Source organism: Nocardioides palaemonis (genome assembly GCF_018275325.1).
GTDB classification, from domain to species: domain Bacteria; phylum Actinomycetota; class Actinomycetes; order Propionibacteriales; family Nocardioidaceae; genus Nocardioides; species Nocardioides palaemonis.
The window spans coordinates 854,375-871,918 of record NZ_JAGVQR010000001.1; the positions used below are offsets into that span (position 1 = coordinate 854,375).

The 17,544-nt window shown below is 72.8% G+C and carries 15 protein-coding genes; 11 read left to right on the top strand and 4 right to left on the bottom strand.

What is annotated here, in order from left to right:
* Positions 1–194 precede the first annotated feature (194 nt).
* The 3 genes from sigE to KDN32_RS04075 are packed head-to-tail and all read left to right on the top strand — an operon-like array spanning position 195 to position 2,829.
* A complete protein-coding gene (gene sigE, locus KDN32_RS04065; protein ID WP_372446462.1) occupies positions 195–797 on the top strand; it encodes an RNA polymerase sigma factor SigE in 603 nt (200 codons plus the stop codon).
* Positions 791–1,294 carry an anti-sigma factor family protein gene (locus KDN32_RS04070; protein WP_211730821.1) on the top strand — a complete coding sequence of 168 codons (504 nt, stop codon included), beginning with the start codon at positions 791–793 and terminating at the stop codon, positions 1,292–1,294. The genes sigE and KDN32_RS04070 overlap by 7 nt, the downstream gene beginning before the upstream one ends.
* Complete coding sequence (locus KDN32_RS04075) at positions 1,291–2,829, top strand: trypsin-like peptidase domain-containing protein (protein WP_307853697.1); 1,539 nt, start codon at positions 1,291–1,293, stop codon at positions 2,827–2,829. Before KDN32_RS04070 ends, KDN32_RS04075 begins: the two co-directional genes overlap by 4 nt.
* 3 nt (positions 2,830–2,832) lie before the next feature.
* Here the strand turns inward: KDN32_RS04075 and KDN32_RS04080 are convergent, their stop codons facing one another.
* Positions 2,833–3,081 carry a helix-turn-helix domain-containing protein gene (locus KDN32_RS04080; RefSeq protein WP_211730822.1) on the bottom strand — a complete coding sequence of 83 codons (249 nt, stop codon included), beginning with the start codon at positions 3,079–3,081 and terminating at the stop codon, positions 2,833–2,835.
* Between the two features lie 100 nt (positions 3,082–3,181).
* Here KDN32_RS04080 and KDN32_RS04085 point away from each other — a divergent pair, with 100 nt between their 5' ends.
* The 3 genes from KDN32_RS04085 (at position 3,182) to KDN32_RS04095 (ending at position 6,133) form a co-directional block, all read left to right on the top strand.
* Positions 3,182–3,847 carry an SAF domain-containing protein gene (locus KDN32_RS04085; RefSeq protein WP_211730823.1) on the top strand — a complete coding sequence of 222 codons (666 nt, stop codon included), beginning with the start codon at positions 3,182–3,184 and terminating at the stop codon, positions 3,845–3,847.
* A gap of 3 nt (positions 3,848–3,850) precedes the next feature.
* Complete coding sequence (locus KDN32_RS04090; protein WP_211730824.1) at positions 3,851–5,134, top strand: CpaE/TadZ family protein; 1,284 nt, start codon at positions 3,851–3,853, stop codon at positions 5,132–5,134.
* Between the two features lie 90 nt (positions 5,135–5,224).
* On the top strand, positions 5,225–6,133 hold the full coding sequence (locus tag KDN32_RS04095; RefSeq protein ID WP_211730825.1) for a calcium-binding protein: 909 nt from the start codon (positions 5,225–5,227) through the stop codon (positions 6,131–6,133).
* On the opposite strand, the gene KDN32_RS04100 is transcribed toward KDN32_RS04095, so the two are convergent.
* Together KDN32_RS04100 and KDN32_RS04105 are read right to left on the bottom strand one after the other, a co-directional pair.
* Entirely contained in the window at positions 6,096–7,421 is a 1,326-nt protein-coding gene (locus KDN32_RS04100; protein WP_211730826.1) for a hypothetical protein, read from the bottom strand. The genes KDN32_RS04095 and KDN32_RS04100 overlap by 38 nt on opposite strands.
* A 2-nt stretch (positions 7,422–7,423) precedes the next feature.
* Positions 7,424–7,855: a hypothetical protein gene (locus KDN32_RS04105; protein WP_211730827.1), complete on the bottom strand. Its 432-nt coding sequence runs from the start codon at positions 7,853–7,855 to the stop codon at positions 7,424–7,426.
* A 189-nt stretch (positions 7,856–8,044) separates the two neighbouring features.
* Here KDN32_RS04105 and KDN32_RS04110 point away from each other — a divergent pair, with 189 nt between their 5' ends.
* The 4 genes from KDN32_RS04110 to KDN32_RS04125 are packed head-to-tail and all read left to right on the top strand — an operon-like array spanning position 8,045 to position 11,924.
* Complete coding sequence (locus tag KDN32_RS04110; RefSeq protein WP_211730828.1) at positions 8,045–9,496, top strand: WS/DGAT/MGAT family O-acyltransferase; 1,452 nt, start codon at positions 8,045–8,047, stop codon at positions 9,494–9,496.
* Entirely contained in the window at positions 9,496–10,020 is a 525-nt protein-coding gene (locus KDN32_RS04115) for a DUF6912 family protein (RefSeq protein ID WP_211730829.1), read from the top strand. The genes KDN32_RS04110 and KDN32_RS04115 overlap by 1 nt, the downstream gene beginning before the upstream one ends.
* Positions 10,021–10,065: 45 nt before the next feature.
* Positions 10,066–11,694 carry an L-glutamate gamma-semialdehyde dehydrogenase gene (gene pruA / locus KDN32_RS04120; RefSeq protein ID WP_211730830.1) on the top strand — a complete coding sequence of 543 codons (1,629 nt, stop codon included), beginning with the start codon at positions 10,066–10,068 and terminating at the stop codon, positions 11,692–11,694.
* Positions 11,695–11,726: 32 nt separating this feature from the next.
* Entirely contained in the window at positions 11,727–11,924 is a 198-nt protein-coding gene (locus KDN32_RS04125) for a hypothetical protein (protein ID WP_211730831.1), read from the top strand.
* A gap of 16 nt (positions 11,925–11,940) precedes the next feature.
* Here KDN32_RS04125 and KDN32_RS04130 read toward each other — a convergent pair whose 3' ends face one another.
* Positions 11,941–12,411, bottom strand: coding sequence for a DUF2505 domain-containing protein (locus KDN32_RS04130; RefSeq protein WP_211730832.1), 471 nt, complete (start codon positions 12,409–12,411; stop codon positions 11,941–11,943).
* Positions 12,412–12,564: 153 nt separating this feature from the next.
* On the opposite strand from KDN32_RS04130, the gene KDN32_RS04135 reads away from it, so the two are divergent.
* Positions 12,565–17,436 carry an NAD-glutamate dehydrogenase gene (locus KDN32_RS04135; RefSeq protein WP_211730833.1) on the top strand — a complete coding sequence of 1,624 codons (4,872 nt, stop codon included), beginning with the start codon at positions 12,565–12,567 and terminating at the stop codon, positions 17,434–17,436.
* Positions 17,437–17,544 lie beyond the last annotated feature (108 nt).

Sequence of the window (17,544 nt, forward strand, 5' to 3'; positions counted from 1 at the left end):
CGCGCTGCGGTCCCGGTACGTGCCGGGGAACGTGTCCGGGAACACAGCGGGGATCCCGGTCGTTGGGGCGGGAGAAGTTCTTGGTCGGAGCGCACCGAGTTCACAGCGAACTCTCAGGCGGACTCCCTAGCGTCAGGAAGGACAGCGAACCGGTGCAGCTACGGTCGAAGAGGGCGACGAGCCAGGGGGCTCCCGTGGGCAAGCAGGGCGAGACGACTCCCGGAGCGGCGGGGATCCCGTCGTGGGACGAGATCGTCGAGCAGCACTCCGACCGCGTCTTCCGCCTCGCCTACCGGCTCACCGGCAACCGTCCCGACGCCGAGGACCTGACCCAGGAGGTCTTCGTCCGGGTCTTCCGCTCGCTCGACACCTACACGCCCGGCACCTTCGAGGGCTGGCTCCACCGGATCACCACCAACCTCTTCCTCGACGGCGCCCGCCGCAAGCAGCGGATCCGGTTCGACGCCCTGTCCGACGAGCGCGCCGCCCGGCTGACCAGCACCAGCGCCGGCCCCGAGCTCGCGCTGGCCGACCAGACCTTCGACGACGACATCGAGATCGCGCTCGCCACGCTCCCGCCCGACTTCCGCGCAGCGGTCGTGCTGTGCGACGTCGAGGGCCTCACCTACGAGGAGATCGCGGAGATCATGGGCGCCAAGCTCGGCACCGTGCGCTCGCGGATCCACCGGGGTCGCACCATGCTGCGCAAGGCGCTCGCCCACCGCGAGCCCGCCGCCGGCCGTCAGCGCTACTCCGGCCCGGTCGCCGCCCAGCCGCGGGAGGTGGGGTCGTGGTGACGCACCTCGGACCCCGGGTCAGCGCCCTGCTCGACGGCCGCCTCGCGCCCGAGGAGGAGGAGCGCTGCTGGGACCACGTCCACTCCTGCCACGCCTGCCGTGACCTCGTCGAGCAGGAGGGCCGGGTCAAGACCCAGCTCGCCCAGCTCTCGTGGGGGTCGTCGTCGTGCTCCCGCGACCTGAAGTCGTCGCTGCTGGGCGGCTGCTCGAGCCTTACCCCGGCGCCGTTCCCGACCTCCTCCTCGCGCAGCCGTCGCGGCCTGGTCGCCATCGGCGGAGGCGCCGCCAGCGCCTGCGTGGTCGGCGTGCTGGCCCTGGGCGTCGCCGGTGGCCCGCGCGTCGAGCCGCGACCGCCGGTCACCGACCTGAGCCGTCCGACCGGCACGGCCACGCCGGTCACGACGACCGATGACCGTGGTGTGCGCACCCCGGCCTCACCCTCCCGGACGCCCCTGGCCGAGCGCTTGGTGGCGATCCGGGAGAAGATTGCCCCGTGACCGACGAGCACCCCTCCGACGAGCAGGCACCCGAGCACGCTCCCGACGAGCCCACCCAGCCCCTCGCGGGCTGGCGTCCGTCCACCCCGGAGCCGGAGCCGGCGGCCCCCGACGCTCCGCAGTCCACCGCGGAGTCCTCCGACGAATCCTCCGACGAGTCCTCCGACGTGCCGCCCGACCCCGCGCGGTCCGCGCAGCCCGAGGGCAGGCCGTACGGCGAGGCGCCCGTGACCGGCGCCCCCGGCGCCCCCGACGTCCCCGAGCCGCAGCCGGCGGCCCCGACCGTGCCCCTGGGTCCGCCGCCCTACGCCGGGCCCGGTCCCTACGCCGCGCCCGGGCCCTACCCCGGCGGTCCCGGCGGTCCGGTCGGCCCCTACCCCGGGCCGGGCTACCCCGGTCACCCCTACGGCGCCCACGTCGCCCGTCCTGCCTCGCGTCGTACGCCGCTGTGGATCTGGCCCGCCGTCGCCGCCGTCGCGCTCGTGGTGGGCATCCTCGGCGGGTTCGCCGGCGGGGCGCTCCAGGACGAGCTCGCCTCGGACCGCGGCACCGTCGACAACGGCCTCGACGGCGTCCGCACCCGGGCCGCCTCGCCGCTCGACGCCGACAACGGCTCGGTGCCCGCCGTCGCCCAGGCGCTGCTGCCGAGCACCGTCCAGATCGTGGCCGAGTTCGACGGCCAGGCCGCCGGCGCCACCGGCTCCGGCTTCGTCCTCGACCGCGAGGGCCACGTGGTGACCAACAACCACGTCGTCGCCTCGGCCGCCTCCGACGACGGGCCGATCGTGGTGATCGACCACGCCGGCGACCGGCACGAGGCGACGGTCGTCGGGCGCAGCTCGGTCTACGACCTCGCCGTGCTCAAGGTCACCGAGGCCGACGGCCTCGAGCCCGCTGCGCTCGGCGCCTCCCAGGTCCTCCACGTCGGTGACCCCGTGGTCGCCTTCGGCGCCCCGCTCGGCCTCAGCCAGACCGTCACGTCCGGCATCGTGAGCGCGCTCAACCGCCCGGTCACGACCTCGGGGGAGTCGAACGACGAGTCCTCCTACATCAACGCCGTGCAGACCGACGCCGCGATCAACCCGGGCAACTCCGGTGGCCCGCTGGTCAACCTCGCCGGTGAGGTCGTCGGCGTGAACTCCGCGATCGCCACCACGGGGGGTGCGTCGACCGAGGCCGGCAACATCGGCGTCGGCTTCGCGATCCCGATCGAGCAGGTCCGCACGACCGTCGACCAGATCCTGCGCACCGGGAAGGCGGAGTACCCCGTCATCGGTGCCCAGGTCCGCACCGGCGGGGAGCCCGACGCGCAGGGCGCCACGATCACCGAGGTGATGCCGGGGACCCCGGCCGAGCGCGCCGGGCTGGAGCAGGACGACGTCATCACCCGCGTCGACGACCAGCCGGTCGGGGACGGCATCGCGCTCATCGTGGCGATCCGCACCCACCTGCCCGGTGAGACCGTCGAGATGGCGGTGCTGCGCGGCGGCGAGGAGCAGGTCGTCGAGGTCGAGCTCGACGGCAAGGTGGGGTGATCCCTACTCCGGCCGGTCGGCGCCCGTCTCGCTCTCGACGAACGGGTGCTGGTCGACGAACTGCCGGGTCTCGGCATACATCCGCTGGATGAACTCCTCGAGCTGGACCCGCTCGACGCGCCACTGGCCGCGTCCGCCGATCTTGATGGCGGGGAGGTCGCCGCGCCGGACGAGGGCGTAGACCTGGGCGCTCGAGGTGTTGAGCACCTCGGCGACGTCGGCCAGCGTCAGGAAGCGGGGGTCCTCGGGCATGGGGTCATCGTGCCACCCGGGGCGAGCGTCCGGCGCACGGCCGTCCGGTGCCTGTGGAGAGCGAGGTGTGAACCGGCGCGCGGCGGGCAATGATGCAGGCGTGTCCCGGAAACCGCAGCAGGCTACCCGCCAGGTCGACGTGCCGCCGGCCACCCGCAGCCGTCCGCCCGGGTGGCGGGACCCGCGACTGTGGGTCGGCGTGGCGCTGGTGACCGGATCTGTCGTCGCCGGAGCGCGCATCATGGCCGCCGCCGACGACCTCACCCCGGTCTGGTCCGCATCGGGCGACCTGGTCGCGGGCGACACGATCGGCGCCGACGACCTGGTGGCCGCGCGGGTGCGCTTCGACGACGCCGAGGACCGCGAGCGCTACCTCCCGGTCGACGCCGCGCTCCCCGAGGGCCTCACGCTCACCCGGCCGCTCGCGCAGGGGGAGCTGGTGCCGGCCGCCGCGCTCGGCGCGGCGCAGGACGACGGACGCGTCGAGGTCTCCATCGCCGTGCCGGCCGAGCACGTCCCGACCGGGCTGGCGCGCGGCTCGCGGGTCGACGTCTGGGTCATCGGGGAGGACCGCCGCGCCCGCGCCTCGGCGGAGCTGGTGCTCTCCGACGTGCTGGTGCTCGACGCCCCCGTGGTGACCGACGCGTTCGCGGCCGCGACCTCGCGCCAGCTGGTGCTCGCCCTGCCCGCCGCGGAGGAGGAGCCGCTCGCGCAGGTGCTGGCGGCCAGCGGCGACGACCGCGTCCGCGTGGTCGGCAGGGGCTGAGCCGTGCTCTGCGTGCTCGTGCTCGCCGCCGGCGAGCCGTGGGAGGCGCCCGCCCTCGCGGACCTCGAGGCCCACCCCGGCCTCGTGGTGCTCAAGCGCTGTGTCGACGTCGACGACCTGGTCGCCTCGGTCACCAGCGGTCAGGCCGACGTCGCCGTCGTCGCGCTCGACGCTCCCGGCCTCGACCCGTCGGCGGTCTCCCACCTGCGGCGCCACGCGGTGCGTCCCGTCGCGGTGACCGGCGCCCGCTCCGACGACCTCGACGTCCGCGAGCACGCGCACCGGCTCGGTGTCGCGGCGGTCGTCGGTGGCGGTGAGCTGGCCAGCCTGCCGGAGGTCGTGGCGAGCGTCGAGGAGGTCCTCGACACCCGCCCGCGACAGCCCGACCTCGAGCCTCTGCCGGCCGCGCCGGCCGGACCCGGAGGGAGGCAGGCCGGACCCGGAGGGAGGGTCGTGGCGGTCTGGGGGCCGGCAGGCGCGCCGGGGCGTACGACGGTCGCGACCAACCTGGCGGGCGAGCTCGCCCGGCGCCGGGTCCCGGTGGTGCTGGCCGACCTCGACCCCTACGGCGGCGCCGTGGCCCAGCAGCTCGGGATCCTCGACGAGGTGTCCGGCCTGCTGTCGGCGGCCCGGCTGGCCGGCGCGGGGCACCTCGCCGACCGGTTCCCCTCGACGTGCCGCGGCGTGGGGGAGCACCTCGCCGTGGTGACCGGGCTGCCCCGTGCCGACCGGTGGCGCGAGGTGCGCCCCGCCCACGTCGAGCAGCTCCTCGAGGCCGCTCGCGGCCTGGGCGAGGTGGTCCTCGACACCGGCTTCTCCCTCGAGGAGGACGCGGCCGACCTCGGCGGGCGCCCGGCGCGCAACTCCCTCACCCTGGGCGCGCTGGAGCAGGCCGACGAGGTCGTCGTGGTCGGCGGCGCGGCCCCGGTCGGGCTGACGCGTCTCGCCCGGGGGCTGGTCGACCTCCGCGACCGGGTCGACGGCACGCCGGTCCGCGTCGTGGTCAACCGGATGCGGTCCTCGATCGGCTGGTCGGAGAAGGACATCGCCGGCATGGTCGAGGGGTTCAGCCGGGTCGCCGGGCTGCACTTCCTGCCTGACGACCCGGCCCTGGTCGACCGGTCACTGGTGGCGGGCCGCCCGGTGGTCGACCTCGGGGAGTCCTCCCTCGCGCGCAGCCTCGCCGCGCTCGCGGACGCGGTCTTCCCGGCCAGTGCCGAGGCGTCGCACGGCCGCGCGCACGCCCGCCCCACCGTTCGACGCAGCCTGCGCGGAGGGCGCCGGTGACTGGTCTAAACCTCTAGGTCTCATGGACGGTTCTTTTACGTTGGGTCAAGAATCGGCTTAAACTGGATGATCCGCACGAAGGAGAATCCGGTGAGCACACCCGCTCGCGCGTGCGCCTACGCGCTCCTGACCCTGTCCCTCGCTTCGGCACCCGCCTATGCCTCCACCCTCGACGCCCGGCGCGTCCCGTCGGGCACGACCGGCAACGACGTGATCGTCGGCAACGCCCGGCCGAACCACATCATGGCCCTCGGCGGTCGTGACGACGTCCAGGGCAACGGGTCGGACGACACCGTCTTCGGAGGCACGGGCAACGATCACATCGACGGCGGGGACGGCAACGACTGGATCACCGCCCAGCCCGGCCGCGACTGGGTCAACGGCGGCCTCGGCAACGACCGGGTCGACGGCGGCCAGGGCAACGACTCCCTCTACGGCGGTGAGGGTGACGACGTCATCACCGGCAACTCCGGCGACGACACCGTCTACGGCGAGAACGGCAACGACACCCTCGGCGGCGGACCCGGCACCGACCGGCTGATCGGCGGCGAGGGCAGCGACAAGCACATCGGTGGGCCCGGCGACGACTACATCGACGGCGGTCCGGGCGACGACGGCGCGATCCAGGGCGGTCCCGGCAACGACGTGCTCATCGACGGCGAGGGCAACGACTGGCTGATCAAGGGTGACGAGGGCGACGACGTGATCTTCCTCGGCCCGGGCGTCGACAAGGTCTTCGCCGAGCAGGGCAACGACACGATCTACGTCCTCAACGACGGCCAGGCCGACAAGATCCGCTGCGACGACGGCGGCCAGGCCCAGGGGAACGCGGACCGGGTGATCTTCGTCGGCTCCCGCGACCCGCTGGACGTCGTCGACCCGTTCGGCACCTGCGAGAGCGTCTCGGTGGTCGCCGAGGCGCCCGCCGGCTGGCCGTACGGCCCGGTCTCTGCCCGGGGCGTCACGCCGCGAACAGCAGGTACAGACCTCCCACGGTGAAGCTCACCATCGCGACGAGCAGCGGCAGCTGACCCGTCAGGTGGTGCCGCCTCGGCAGGAGCGCGAGCGCCCGGTCGTGGGCGGCCACGACGCCCACGACGTGACCGAGCACGACCGCGAGCACCTTGGTGACCGCCAGGAAGGTCGGGTGCCCGGACAACCAGTAGCTGACCTGGAGGTCGGCGGTCCCGAGGTAGTCGTCGCCGCGGCTGAACGGGTCGCTGAGCTGGATCAGCGTCAGCTGGCCGTACTCGACGAGGAACGTCAGGTAGTGCGCCGCGATGTAGCCCACGATGATCGGCACGACCGAGTGGGCGAAGAGGTCCGGCAGGGCGCGTCGCGGCGTCGAGCTGGTGACCCCGGTCGCCATCGTCGCGACGGTCAGGATCGCGATCACGCCCCCGGAGAACACGATGAGCCCCAGCGTGTCCGGCAGGACGCGCGTCACCGACATCGACTGCACGGCCTTGAGCCACGGCGTCGACTCACGGAAGGAGTCGAACGCGGTGCTGCCGAACAGCACGCCCACGACGCCGACCAGGCCCGGTCGGGCCTCGAGGGTCGCGAGGTTGGCCAGCGGACTGCGCAGGACGAGCGTCCCGTCCTCGCGCCGGCCCCAGATCGACAGCTTCGCGACCAGTGAGGAGTAGACCTCGAACGGGTCGGCGCGGGCGAGGAACGTGGTGCCGAACAGGGCCGAGCCGACCAGCATGATGCCGAGGTAGAGCGCGCACCACAGGCGCACCGGCCCGACGTCGGTGGAGTGGGGGTAGACCAGCTCGAGCCACACGAAGGCGAACAGCCCGGCAGCGGCCGGCCAGTAGCCCAGGCGCGCGGGGTAGGCGTACATGCCCTGGCCCTCGGGGACGCCGGAGATCCTGGCGAAGGCCATCGCGATGGTCCGTGCGGGGCTGATGGCGCGGAAGAACGGGCCGAGCAGGAGGGACGCCGGCACGACCCCGACCCAGAGCAGCGTGTAGAAGGTCCCGAGGAAGGGATTGGTCAGGCTGTCCTTGCCGAAGACCGCCGCCGCGCCGACGTAGAGGAAGAACACCATGCCCGCGACCCGGGCGGCGACGGCGAGGGCGCGCGACGACACGAGCCGGTCGAGCCACGCGGGCGCCGTACGTCCCGTGGTCCTGCCGTCGTAGCGCGGCTCGCGCCACGCGACGGCGAGGACCGTGAAGGACACCACCAGCGCCGCGACGGCGCCCGCGATCGCCAGCTCCGACGGGATCGGGAGGTCCTTGGCGCCTCCGAGACCGTGGGCCTGGATCGTGCCCGGCACGCTCAGCGGACCTCGAGCTGGAGGACGACCTGGGGCGGCTCGTGGCTCTCGACCTCGACGACGCCCGGTCGGTCGATGGTGATCTCGTGCGTGGAGGTGCCCTCCTCGTAGGCGATCTCCTGCTCCGGCGTGCTGTGGACGTGGAACTCGCCGGCCACGTCGGAGGTGATGGTGAGGTCGAGGGTCTGCCCGATGGCCAGCTCGACCCGCTCGCCGTTGGGCGTGAACGTGTCGCCCTCGCGGGTGACGGTGATCTCCACGGCCTCGCTGCCGGCGTCGGTGCTGGAGCCGGAGTCGCTCCCCGAGTCGGAGCTGGAGGAGGAGCCCGACGGCGTGGCGGTGTCGGCCTCGTCGTCGCTGCCGCCGCAGGCGCTGAGGCCGAGGGCGAGCACGAGGGCGAGGGGTGCGAGGCGGGACAGGCCGTGACGGGGCATGCTGGGGCTCCTTCTGGGCATTCGTGGGACCCGGTGGGCATGACACACCTCGTCCACCGGCTCTGCCAGAATCCCACGAGCAGCAAGAGGCGTCGACGAGAGGGGATGCATGAGCGAGCGCAGCGAGCGAATCGTCCGGAACAGTGCGGGTCGTGCCTCACGCGCGCACGGAGCGAAGCGAGTACGTGCGTGAGCGACAGGCTTCGGCCGCGGGACCTGGCGATCCTGGCCGCCGAGTCACCCACCACGCCCATGCACAACGCGACGGTGGAGATCTTCGACCCGGGCGACTCCGGCTTCGACCACGACCGGCTGCGCCAGCTCATCGCCGACCGGATCGCGTTCGTGCCGCGCTACCGCCAGCGCCTGCAGGTGGTGCCGGGACGGCTGGCCAACCCCGCGTGGGTCGACGACGACGCGTTCGACCTCGGCTTCCACGTGCGCCGCTCGGCGCTCCCGCGGCCCGGGAGCATGGACCAGCTGCGCGAGCTGGTCGCGCGGATCGCCTCGCGCCCCCTCGACCGGACCCGCCCGCTGTGGGAGTGCTACTTCGTCGAGGGTCTCGAGCACGGGCGCGTCGCGCTGCTGACCAAGAGCCACCAGATCCTCGTCGACGGCCGCGAGACCGTCGACATCGGCCAGGTGCTGCTCGACACCTCCCCGGACCGGTCGACCCTCGGCCACGACGACGAGTGGCGCCCCCGTCGCCCACGCGGACCGGTCGCGCTGGCCCTCGGCGCGGTCACCGACAGCCTGGAGAGCCCCTCGACGGTGTGGCAGACGACCGTGGCCAACGCCGAGTCCGTCGGCCGACGCGCGTCCGCGACCGGCGCGCGGGTCGCGGAGGTCGCGAGCGCGCTGGCGGGTCGCGGCCCGGTGCACTCCACCCCGGTGCACCGCCGGCTGTCGCAGCAGCGCCGCTTCGTCACCGTGCGCACCGAGCTCGCCGACCACCGGGCGATCCGCGAGGCACGCGGCGGCACCGTCAACGACGTGATCCTCGCCGTGCTGGCCGGTGGCCTGCGCGGCTGGCTGATGGCCCGGGCGGAGTCCCTGTCCGGGCTGCGCACGGTCAAGGCGATCGTCCCGATGTCGGTCATCGACGACGAGCTCGAGGCCACCTCGCTCGGCAGCCAGATCACCGGCCACCTCGTGCACCTCCCGATCAGCGAGCCGAGCCCGCTGATGCGCCTGCACCAGGTGAGCTACGACCTCAAGGCCCACGGCGACAACGGCCGGGCCGTCTCGGCGCGCCGGCTCTCCGGGATCGCCGGCTTCGCGCCCACGACGTTCCACGCCCTCGGTTCCCGCCTCGCCGCGGCCGAGCTGCGCCGGGGCTTCCAGGTCTCGATCACCAACGTGCCCGGCCCGCAGTTCCCGCTCTACGCCGACGGCGCCCGGATGCTGGAGTCCTACCCGGTGCACCCGCTGCTGCCCGACCACCCGCTGGCGATCGGTGTGACGTCCTACGACGGGGGCGTGTTCTACGGCATCACCGCCGACCGCGACGCCGTGCCCGACGCGGACACCCTCGGCCAGTGCGTGCGGGAGTCGCTCGAGGAGCTGCGCGACGCCGCCACCGACTCCACGCCCCGCGCGCCGCGCGGCCGGCGCCGGAACCCGAAGGAGAGCAAGAGCTGATGACCCGCGTCTACGTCCCCGGGGACTGGAACGACGTCAAGGAGACCCTGGCCACTGTGCGGCAGGCGGGCCACGCGCTCGAGCCCCGGTGGAATCTCGGCACCCGGCGTGGCTACGCGGTCACCGCGGAGCTGCGCGCTGCGCTCCCGGACCTGGACGAGGAGTCGCTCGAGCACTACGCGATGACCGAGGCGGCCCAGGCGTCGCTGGAGAACTTCCACGACGAGGGGGAGCCGATGCGTCGCCTCGTGCTGGCGGTCGACGTGGAGGACGTCGAGGCCGTCCCGGACGCGGTCTGCGAGGTGCGGGCCGAGCTGGCGGTGCCCCACGACGTCGCGGCGTGGCTCGTCGACACCGAGTCGGCTCGCGAGTCGGTCGCGCGGGTCGCGGGCAGGCTGCCCCTCCACGGCTCGGAGTCCGCCGAGGAGGCCGCGCTCGTCGAGCGGGCGGTCGAGGCGTGCCTCGACCACGAGCTCGCGTGGTTCGCCGTGACCGAGACCGACGTGGTCCTGGAGCTGTCCTGACGGCCCGCTTGGAGGCCCGCGTCCGTCTCTGACACGATCAGCCGCATGGACGCCATCACCTTTCCTCCGGCTCCCACCAACGAGCCCAACCTGACGTACGCCCCCGGCAGCCCGGAGCGGGAGACCCTCGTCGCCGAGCTGGCGGCGCTGGAGAAGAAGCAGCACACGTTCCGCGCCGTGATCGGCGGCAAGCGGCGCAACGGTGGGGGTGCGGAGACGAAGGTCGTCCAGCCGCACGACCACCAGCACGTGCTCGGCACGCTGAAGAACTCGACGACCAAGGACGCCGAGGCCGCGATCAAGGCGGCGGCAGCCGCGGCGCCCGACTGGCGCGCGCTGCCGTTCGACGAGAAGTGCGCGATCATCCTCAAGGCGGCCGACCTGCTGGCCGGCCCGTGGCGCCAGCGGCTCAACGCGGCGACCATGCTGGGCCAGTCGAAGACGGCGTTCCAGGCCGAGATCGACGCGGCGTGCGAGCTGATCGACTTCTGGCGCTTCAACGTCCACTACGCCAAGCAGATCCTCACCGACCAGCCGATCGCCAACAGCCCCGGCATCTGGAACCGCACCGACCACCGCCCGCTCGAGGGCTTCGTCTACGCGATCACGCCGTTCAACTTCACCGCGATCGCCGGCAACCTGCCCACCGCCCCGGCGCTGATGGGCAACACCGTGATCTGGAAGCCGTCGCCGACCCAGCAGCTGGCCGCGTCGCTGACCATGGAGCTGCTGGAGGAGGCCGGCATGCCGCCCGGCGTCATCAACATGCTCCCCGGCGACGGCCTCGACGTGTCCAAGGTGGCGCTCGCCCACCGCGACCTCGCCGGCATCCACTTCACCGGCTCCACGCCGACGTTCCAGCACCTGTGGGCGACGGTGGGTCAGAACATCGCGTCCTACCGCTCCTACCCGCGCATCGTGGGCGAGACCGGCGGCAAGGACTTCATCGTTGCGCACCCGTCGGCCGACCCCGACGTGCTGCGGGTCGCGATGATCCGCGGCGCGTTCGAGTTCCAGGGCCAGAAGTGCTCGGCGGCCTCGCGGGCCTACGTCGCGCGCTCGGTCTGGGACAAGATCAAGGACCAGCTGATCGCCGACACCGAGGCCCTGTCGATGGGTGACGTCACCGACCTCTCCCACTTCATGGGCGCGGTCATCGACGACCGGGCGTTCGCCAAGCACAAGAAGGCGATCGCGCGGGTGCGGGCCAACAAGCACCTGACCCTGCTGGCCGGCGGCCAGACCGACGACTCGGTGGGCTACTTCGTGCGGCCCACGATCATCGAGTCGACCGACCCGACCGACCAGATGTTCTCCGAGGAGTACTTCGGGCCGATCCTGGCCGTCCACGTCTACGAGGACGACCGGTTCGAGCAGGTCGTGGCGCAGATGGAGTCCTTTGCCCCCTACGCCCTGACCGGCGCGATCATCGCGCAGGACCGCGCGGCGATCGCGTGGGCGCGCAAGACGCTGCGCTTCGCGGCCGGCAACTTCTACATCAACGACAAGCCGACCGGCGCCGTGGTGGGCCAGCAGCCCTTCGGCGGCGGCCGCGCCTCCGGCACCAACGACAAGGCCGGCGCCGCGGTCAACCTGCTGCGCTGGACGTCGCCGCGCTCGATCAAGGAGACCTTCGTGCCTCCGAAGGACCACCGGTACCCCCACCAGGGCTGACACCGGACCGACCTCGGTGGGAGGATGGCCGCATGACCGCGGCCGTCCTCCCGCTGCACATGGGCGCCCTGCACCCCTACGAGCAGGCGCTCACCCTGCTGCTCGCCTTCGGGCCCTTCGTGCTCCTCGGCGTGGTGCTCCGCCGGCGCAGCAAGGAGCTGGCGGCCGAGGAGGCCGAGGAGGCCGCGGAGGCCGTGCAGCGCCCGGTCGACGAGAACGCCACCACCTGAGCGGCACCTCGGAGGGTCAGCGCGCGAGCCACTCCACGCCGACGCGGTGCTCGACGTCGAGGGCGTCGGAGAACAGCCCCGCGACCAGCTTCTCGATCTTCCCGCCGACCAGCGGGATCCGCACGCTCAGGTCGAGGTCGATCGACTCCGTCGTCCGGCCGCCGGACTCGACCAGCACCAGGCCGCCCGTGGCCTCGCCCGGCTTGCCGGGGATGGCGAGCCCGACGTCGGCCGACGTCGGCGACGTCCACGTCTCGGTCTGGACGATGACGATCTCCTCGCCGACGAACGAGCGTGCGAACGACGGGATGTCGGAGGCCGAGCGGACCTGCTCGATCCGCACCAGGTCGCCGTCGATCGAGACCGATCCCCGCACCACCTTCTGGCGCTCGAGCACCGCCTCGCGGAACGCCGGGTCGTCCAGCATGGCCGCGACCGCCTCGGCCGAGGCGTCGTACGTCAGCTTCTTGGAGAGCCTGGTGCTCACGTGTCCACCCTCGTCCCGCGTCGTCGTCCGGCCCTGCCGACCAGGCCCGGTCCTGCCGTGTGCGTGCGGGCCCATCATGGCCGAGAGTCGCAGGTGACGCGCCGGTAGGGGCCCGTGTTGTGACGGTCACAGCGCGGGTCCTAGGGTCGGAGCGTGGCGACGCCCGAGGAGACCAAGGACCACCAGCTCGACGCAGCGACGGGGCTCCGGCCCGAGTGGGGAGACCTGCTCCGGGCCTACTACCGGCACGTGGCTCCGGAGGAGGTGGCCGAGCGGTCACCGGAGGACCTGCTCGGTGCGCTGGTCTCCCACCACGAGCTCGCGCAGTCGCGGCCGCAGGGCACTGCCGCGGTGCGGGTGGTCACCCCCACGAGCGCCGAGTCCGGCTGGTCGGCGGCGGGGCGCTCGGTGGTCGAGGTGGTCACCGACGACATGCCGTTCCTCGTCGACTCGGTGACCATGGAGCTCACCCGACTCGGCCACACGGTCCACACCGTCATCCACCCCCAGCTCCGCGCCGAGCGCGACATCACCGGCGAGCTCCGGCACGTCGCGGCGCAGGCCGACCAGCCCCGCGCCGAGGCGGGGGAGGCGGCCGAGTCCGGCGCCGAGTCCTGGATGCACGTCGAGATCGACCGCACCGACGACGCCGAGGCGGCCGAGGTGACCGAGGGCGTGCAGCGGGTGCTGCGCGACGTGCGCGAGTCGGTCGAGGACTGGGCGAAGATGCACGCCCAGGCGCTGGCCGTGGTCGACGAGCTCGCCGCCGACCCGCCGCCGCTGCCGGCCGAGGAGCTGCGCCAGGGCCGCGACTTCCTCACCTGGCTGGCCGACGACCACTTCACCTTCCTCGGCTACCGCGAGTACGTCCTCGAGGCGGAGGAGGACGCCCCCGACGAGTGCGGCCTGCGCGCGGTCCCCGGCTCCGGCCTGGGCATCCTGCGCAGCGACCAGGACCTGTCGAGCGCGTTCGCCAAGCTGCCGCCGCTGGTGAAGGCCAAGGCCCGCGAGAAGACCCTGCTGGTGCTCGCCAAGGCCAACAGCCGCGCCACCGTCCACCGCCCGGCCTACCTCGACTACGTCGGCGTGAAGACCTTCGGGCCCGACGGCGAGGTGGTGGGCGAGCGCCGCTTCCTCGGCCTGTTCTCCAGCGCCGCCTACACCGAGTCGGTCACCCGCATCCCGGTGCTGCGCGAGAAGGCCGCCGAGGTGATGCGGAGGGCCGGCTTCGACGCCCGCAGCCACGCCGGCAAGGCCCTGATGGACACCCTCGAGAACTACCCGCGCGACGAGCTGTTCCACACCTCGCCCGCCGAGCTCGCGCCGGTCGCGCAGGACGTCATGTTCGCCCGCGAGCGCCGCCAGCTGCGGGCGTTCGTGCGCCGCGACACCTACGGACGCTACGTCTCGGTGCTGGTCTACCTCCCGCGCGACCGCTACAGCACGGCGGTCCGCGAGAGGTTCGCCGACATCCTGCGCGCCGACCTCGGCGGCGACCACGTGGAGTTCACCGCCCGCGTCAACGAGTCGACGACCGCGCGCGTGCACTTCGTCGTCCACCCGCCCAAGGGCAGCCACATCCCCGACGTCGACGTCGCCGAGCTCGAGCGCCGGCTGACCGAGGCCTCGCGGTCGTGGCGCGACGACTTCGTCGCCGCGGTGGTCAACGACTACGGCGAGGAGCGCGGCTCGCAGCTCGCCCGTGCCTGGTCCGACGCCTTCCCGGAGGCCTACAAGGAGGACTACAGCCCGCAGCGCGGCTCCGCCGACCTCGGCCGGATCGAGGCCATCGAGGGGGACCAGGGCATCGACCTCGCGCTGTTCGAGCAGGACGAGCGCGGCGGTGCCTTCCGGCGCGGCGAGTCCCGGCTCAAGGTCTTCCGCGTCGGTGAGCCGCTGTCGCTGAGCACCGTGCTGCCGATGCTGACCTCGATGGGCGTCGAGGTCGTCGACGAGCGGCCCTACCACCTCGAGGGGCTGTCGCGCCCGTCGTTCATCTACGAGTTCGGCATCCGCCACGGCCGCGTCCTGCCCCCGCACGAGCGGACGCTGTTCGCCGAGGCGCTCCGCGCGGTGTGGGACGGCTTCAACGAGATCGACGGCTTCAACAACCTGGTCCTCGCCGCCGGCCTGACCTGGCGCCAGGCGACCGTCCTCCGCGCCTACGCCAAGTACGCCCGCCAGGGCGGGTCGCCGTTCGCGCTCGACTACATCGAGGAGGCGCTGCGCAGCAACGTCGACATCACCCGCCTGCTCGTCGAGCTCTTCGAGTCCCGCTTCGACCCGGGCCGCGGCGACCGGGTCCTGGCCGCCGACGCCGAGGCCCGCACCGCGAAGGTCGAGGCGATCGAGGAGAAGCTGGCCAAGGCGCTCGACGACGTGGTCAGCCTCGACCACGACCGCATCCTGCGCTCCTACCGCACGCTGGTCCGGGCGACGCTGCGCACCAACTTCTTCCAGCGCACCGCCGAGGGTGAGCTCCACCCGTACATCTCGTTCAAGCTCGAGCCGTCGGCGATCCCCGACCTTCCCGAGCCGCGCCCGCGCTACGAGATCTTCGTCTACAGCCCTCGCGTCGAGGGCTCGCACCTGCGTTTCGGCGCCGTCGCGCGCGGCGGCCTGCGCTGGTCGGACCGACGCGACGACTTCCGGACCGAGGTGCTCGGCCTGGTCAAGGCGCAGATGGTGAAGAACACCGTGATCGTGCCGGTCGGCGCGAAGGGCGCGTTCTTCTGCAAGCAGCTGCCCGACCCGTCCGACCGTGACGCGTGGCTGGCCGAGGGGATCGCCTGCTACAAGACGTTCATCTCGGGCCTGCTCGACATCACCGACAACCTCGTCGACGGCGAGACGGTGCCGGCGCGCGACGTGGTGCGCCACGACGGCGACGACTCCTACCTCGTGGTCGCGGCAGACAAGGGCACCGCGACCTTCTCCGACATCGCCAACGGCGTCGCGAAGGACTACGGCTTCTGGCTGGGCGACGCGTTCGCCTCCGGCGGATCGGTCGGCTACGACCACAAGGCGATGGGCATCACCGCCAGGGGCGCGTGGGTCTCGGTGCAGCGCCACTTCCGCGAGATGGGCGTGGACTGCCAGGCCGAGGACTTCACCGCGGTCGGCATCGGCGACATGTCCGGCGACGTCTTCGGCAACGGCATGCTGTGCTCGGAGCACACCCGCCTGGTGGCGGCCTTCGACCACCGCGACATCTTCATCGACCCGCAGCCCGACGCGGCGTCGTCCTTCGCCGAGCGGCGGCGGCTCTTCGACCTGCCGCGCTCGAGCTGGAAGGACTACGACACCTCCCTCATCTCCGAGGGCGGCGGCGTGTGGCCCCGCTCGGCGAAGTCGATCCCGGTGTCGAAGCAGGCCCGCGAGGCGCTCGGGCTGGGCGCCGACGTCACCGCCCTCACCCCGGCGGAGCTGATGAAGGCGATCCTCCTCGCCCCCGTCGACCTGCTCTGGAACGGCGGCATCGGCACCTACGTCAAGTCGTCGGAGGAGACCAACGCCGACGCCGGCGACAAGGCCAACGACGCGATCCGGGTCAACGGCGAGGACCTCCGCGCCCGGTGCATCGGCGAGGGCGGCAACCTCGGCTTCACCCAGCTCGGCCGCGTGGAGTACGCCCGGCTCGGCGCCCGCGGTGACGGCGGCCGGATGAACACCGACTTCATCGACAACTCCGCCGGCGTGGACACCTCCGACCACGAGGTCAACATCAAGATCCTGCTCGACAAGGTCGTGCGGGCCGGCGGCATGGACGAGGCCGCCCGCAACACGCTGCTCGCGGAGATGACCGACGAGGTCGGCGCGCTGGTGCTGCGCGACAACTACGAGCAGAACCTCGCCCTCGCCAACGCCGAGGCGCACGCCCCCTCGCTGCTGCACGTCCACGAGGACTGGATGCGCGAGCTCGAGCGTCGTGGGGTGCTCAACCGCGACCTCGAGGGCCTGCCCACCACCCGCCAGGTGCGTCGCCGCCTCGACCGCAAGCAGGCGCTGTCCGCGCCCGAGCTCTCGGTGCTGCTGGCGTGGACCAAGATCGTGCTCGCCGACGAGCTCATCGAGTCGGACCTGCCGGACGACCCCTACCTCCGCGAGGACCTGCTCGCCTACTTCCCGAAGCAGATGGTGCCCGCGCTCGAGCAGGCGATCGAGGAGCACCCGCTGCGCCGCGAGATCATCGTGACGCAGGTCGTCAATGACCTGGTCAACGGCGCGGGCATGACGTTCTGGCCGCGGCTCGCAGGGGAGACGGGCGCGAGCGCGGCGGACCTCACCCGCGCCAACTTCGTCGCCCGGGAGATCTTCGGGTCGCTCGCGCTGCGCGAGGAGATCGCGGCCCTGGACAACCTGGTCCCGGCCGAGCGGCAGACCCGGATGCGGATCGAGATGCGTACGCTCGTCGAGCGCGCCTCGCGCTGGCTGGTGACCAACCGGCGCTCCGGCCTCGACTCCAGCGAGACCGTGGAGTTCTTCCGTGGCCGCGTGCAGGCCGTCATGGCCGAGCTGCCCAGCATCATGAGCGGCCGGGAGAGCGACGACTACCTCGCGCGTGCCGAGCGGCTGACCCAGCAGGGCGTCCCCGAGGACCTCGCGTCCCGCGTCGCGGTGCTGGCCGCTGCCTACGCCACGCTCGGGATCGTCGAGACCGCCGACCGGCTCGGCCTCGACCCGGTCGAGGTCGCGCGGGTCCACTTCGCGCTGGGCGAGCGGCTCGGCCTGCCGGCCCTCGTCGAGCGGATCTTCGCGCTGCCGCGCGACGACCGCTGGCAGACGATGGCGCGCGCCGCGGTGCGCGACGACCTTTACGGCGTGCACCAGCAGCTCACCGCCCAGGTCCTCGGGTCCACCAGCTCCGACGACAGCGCCCCCGCGCGCGTGGCGGAGTGGGAGAACTCCGAGGAGGAGCTGGTCGCGCGTGCGGCGAAGACGCTGACCGAGATCTGCCGCGAGGAGACCGCCGAGCTGGCCCGCCTCTCGGTGGGCCTCAGGGTGGTGCGCGGCCTGCTGTCCTGACCTCTTTCGTCCGTCCCCCTCAGACCCCGACGTGGGTATCTGGGGACGAAATGGTGGGTGAAGAGGCCAACTTGCCCACCATTTCGTCCCCAGATACCCCGGCAGGGG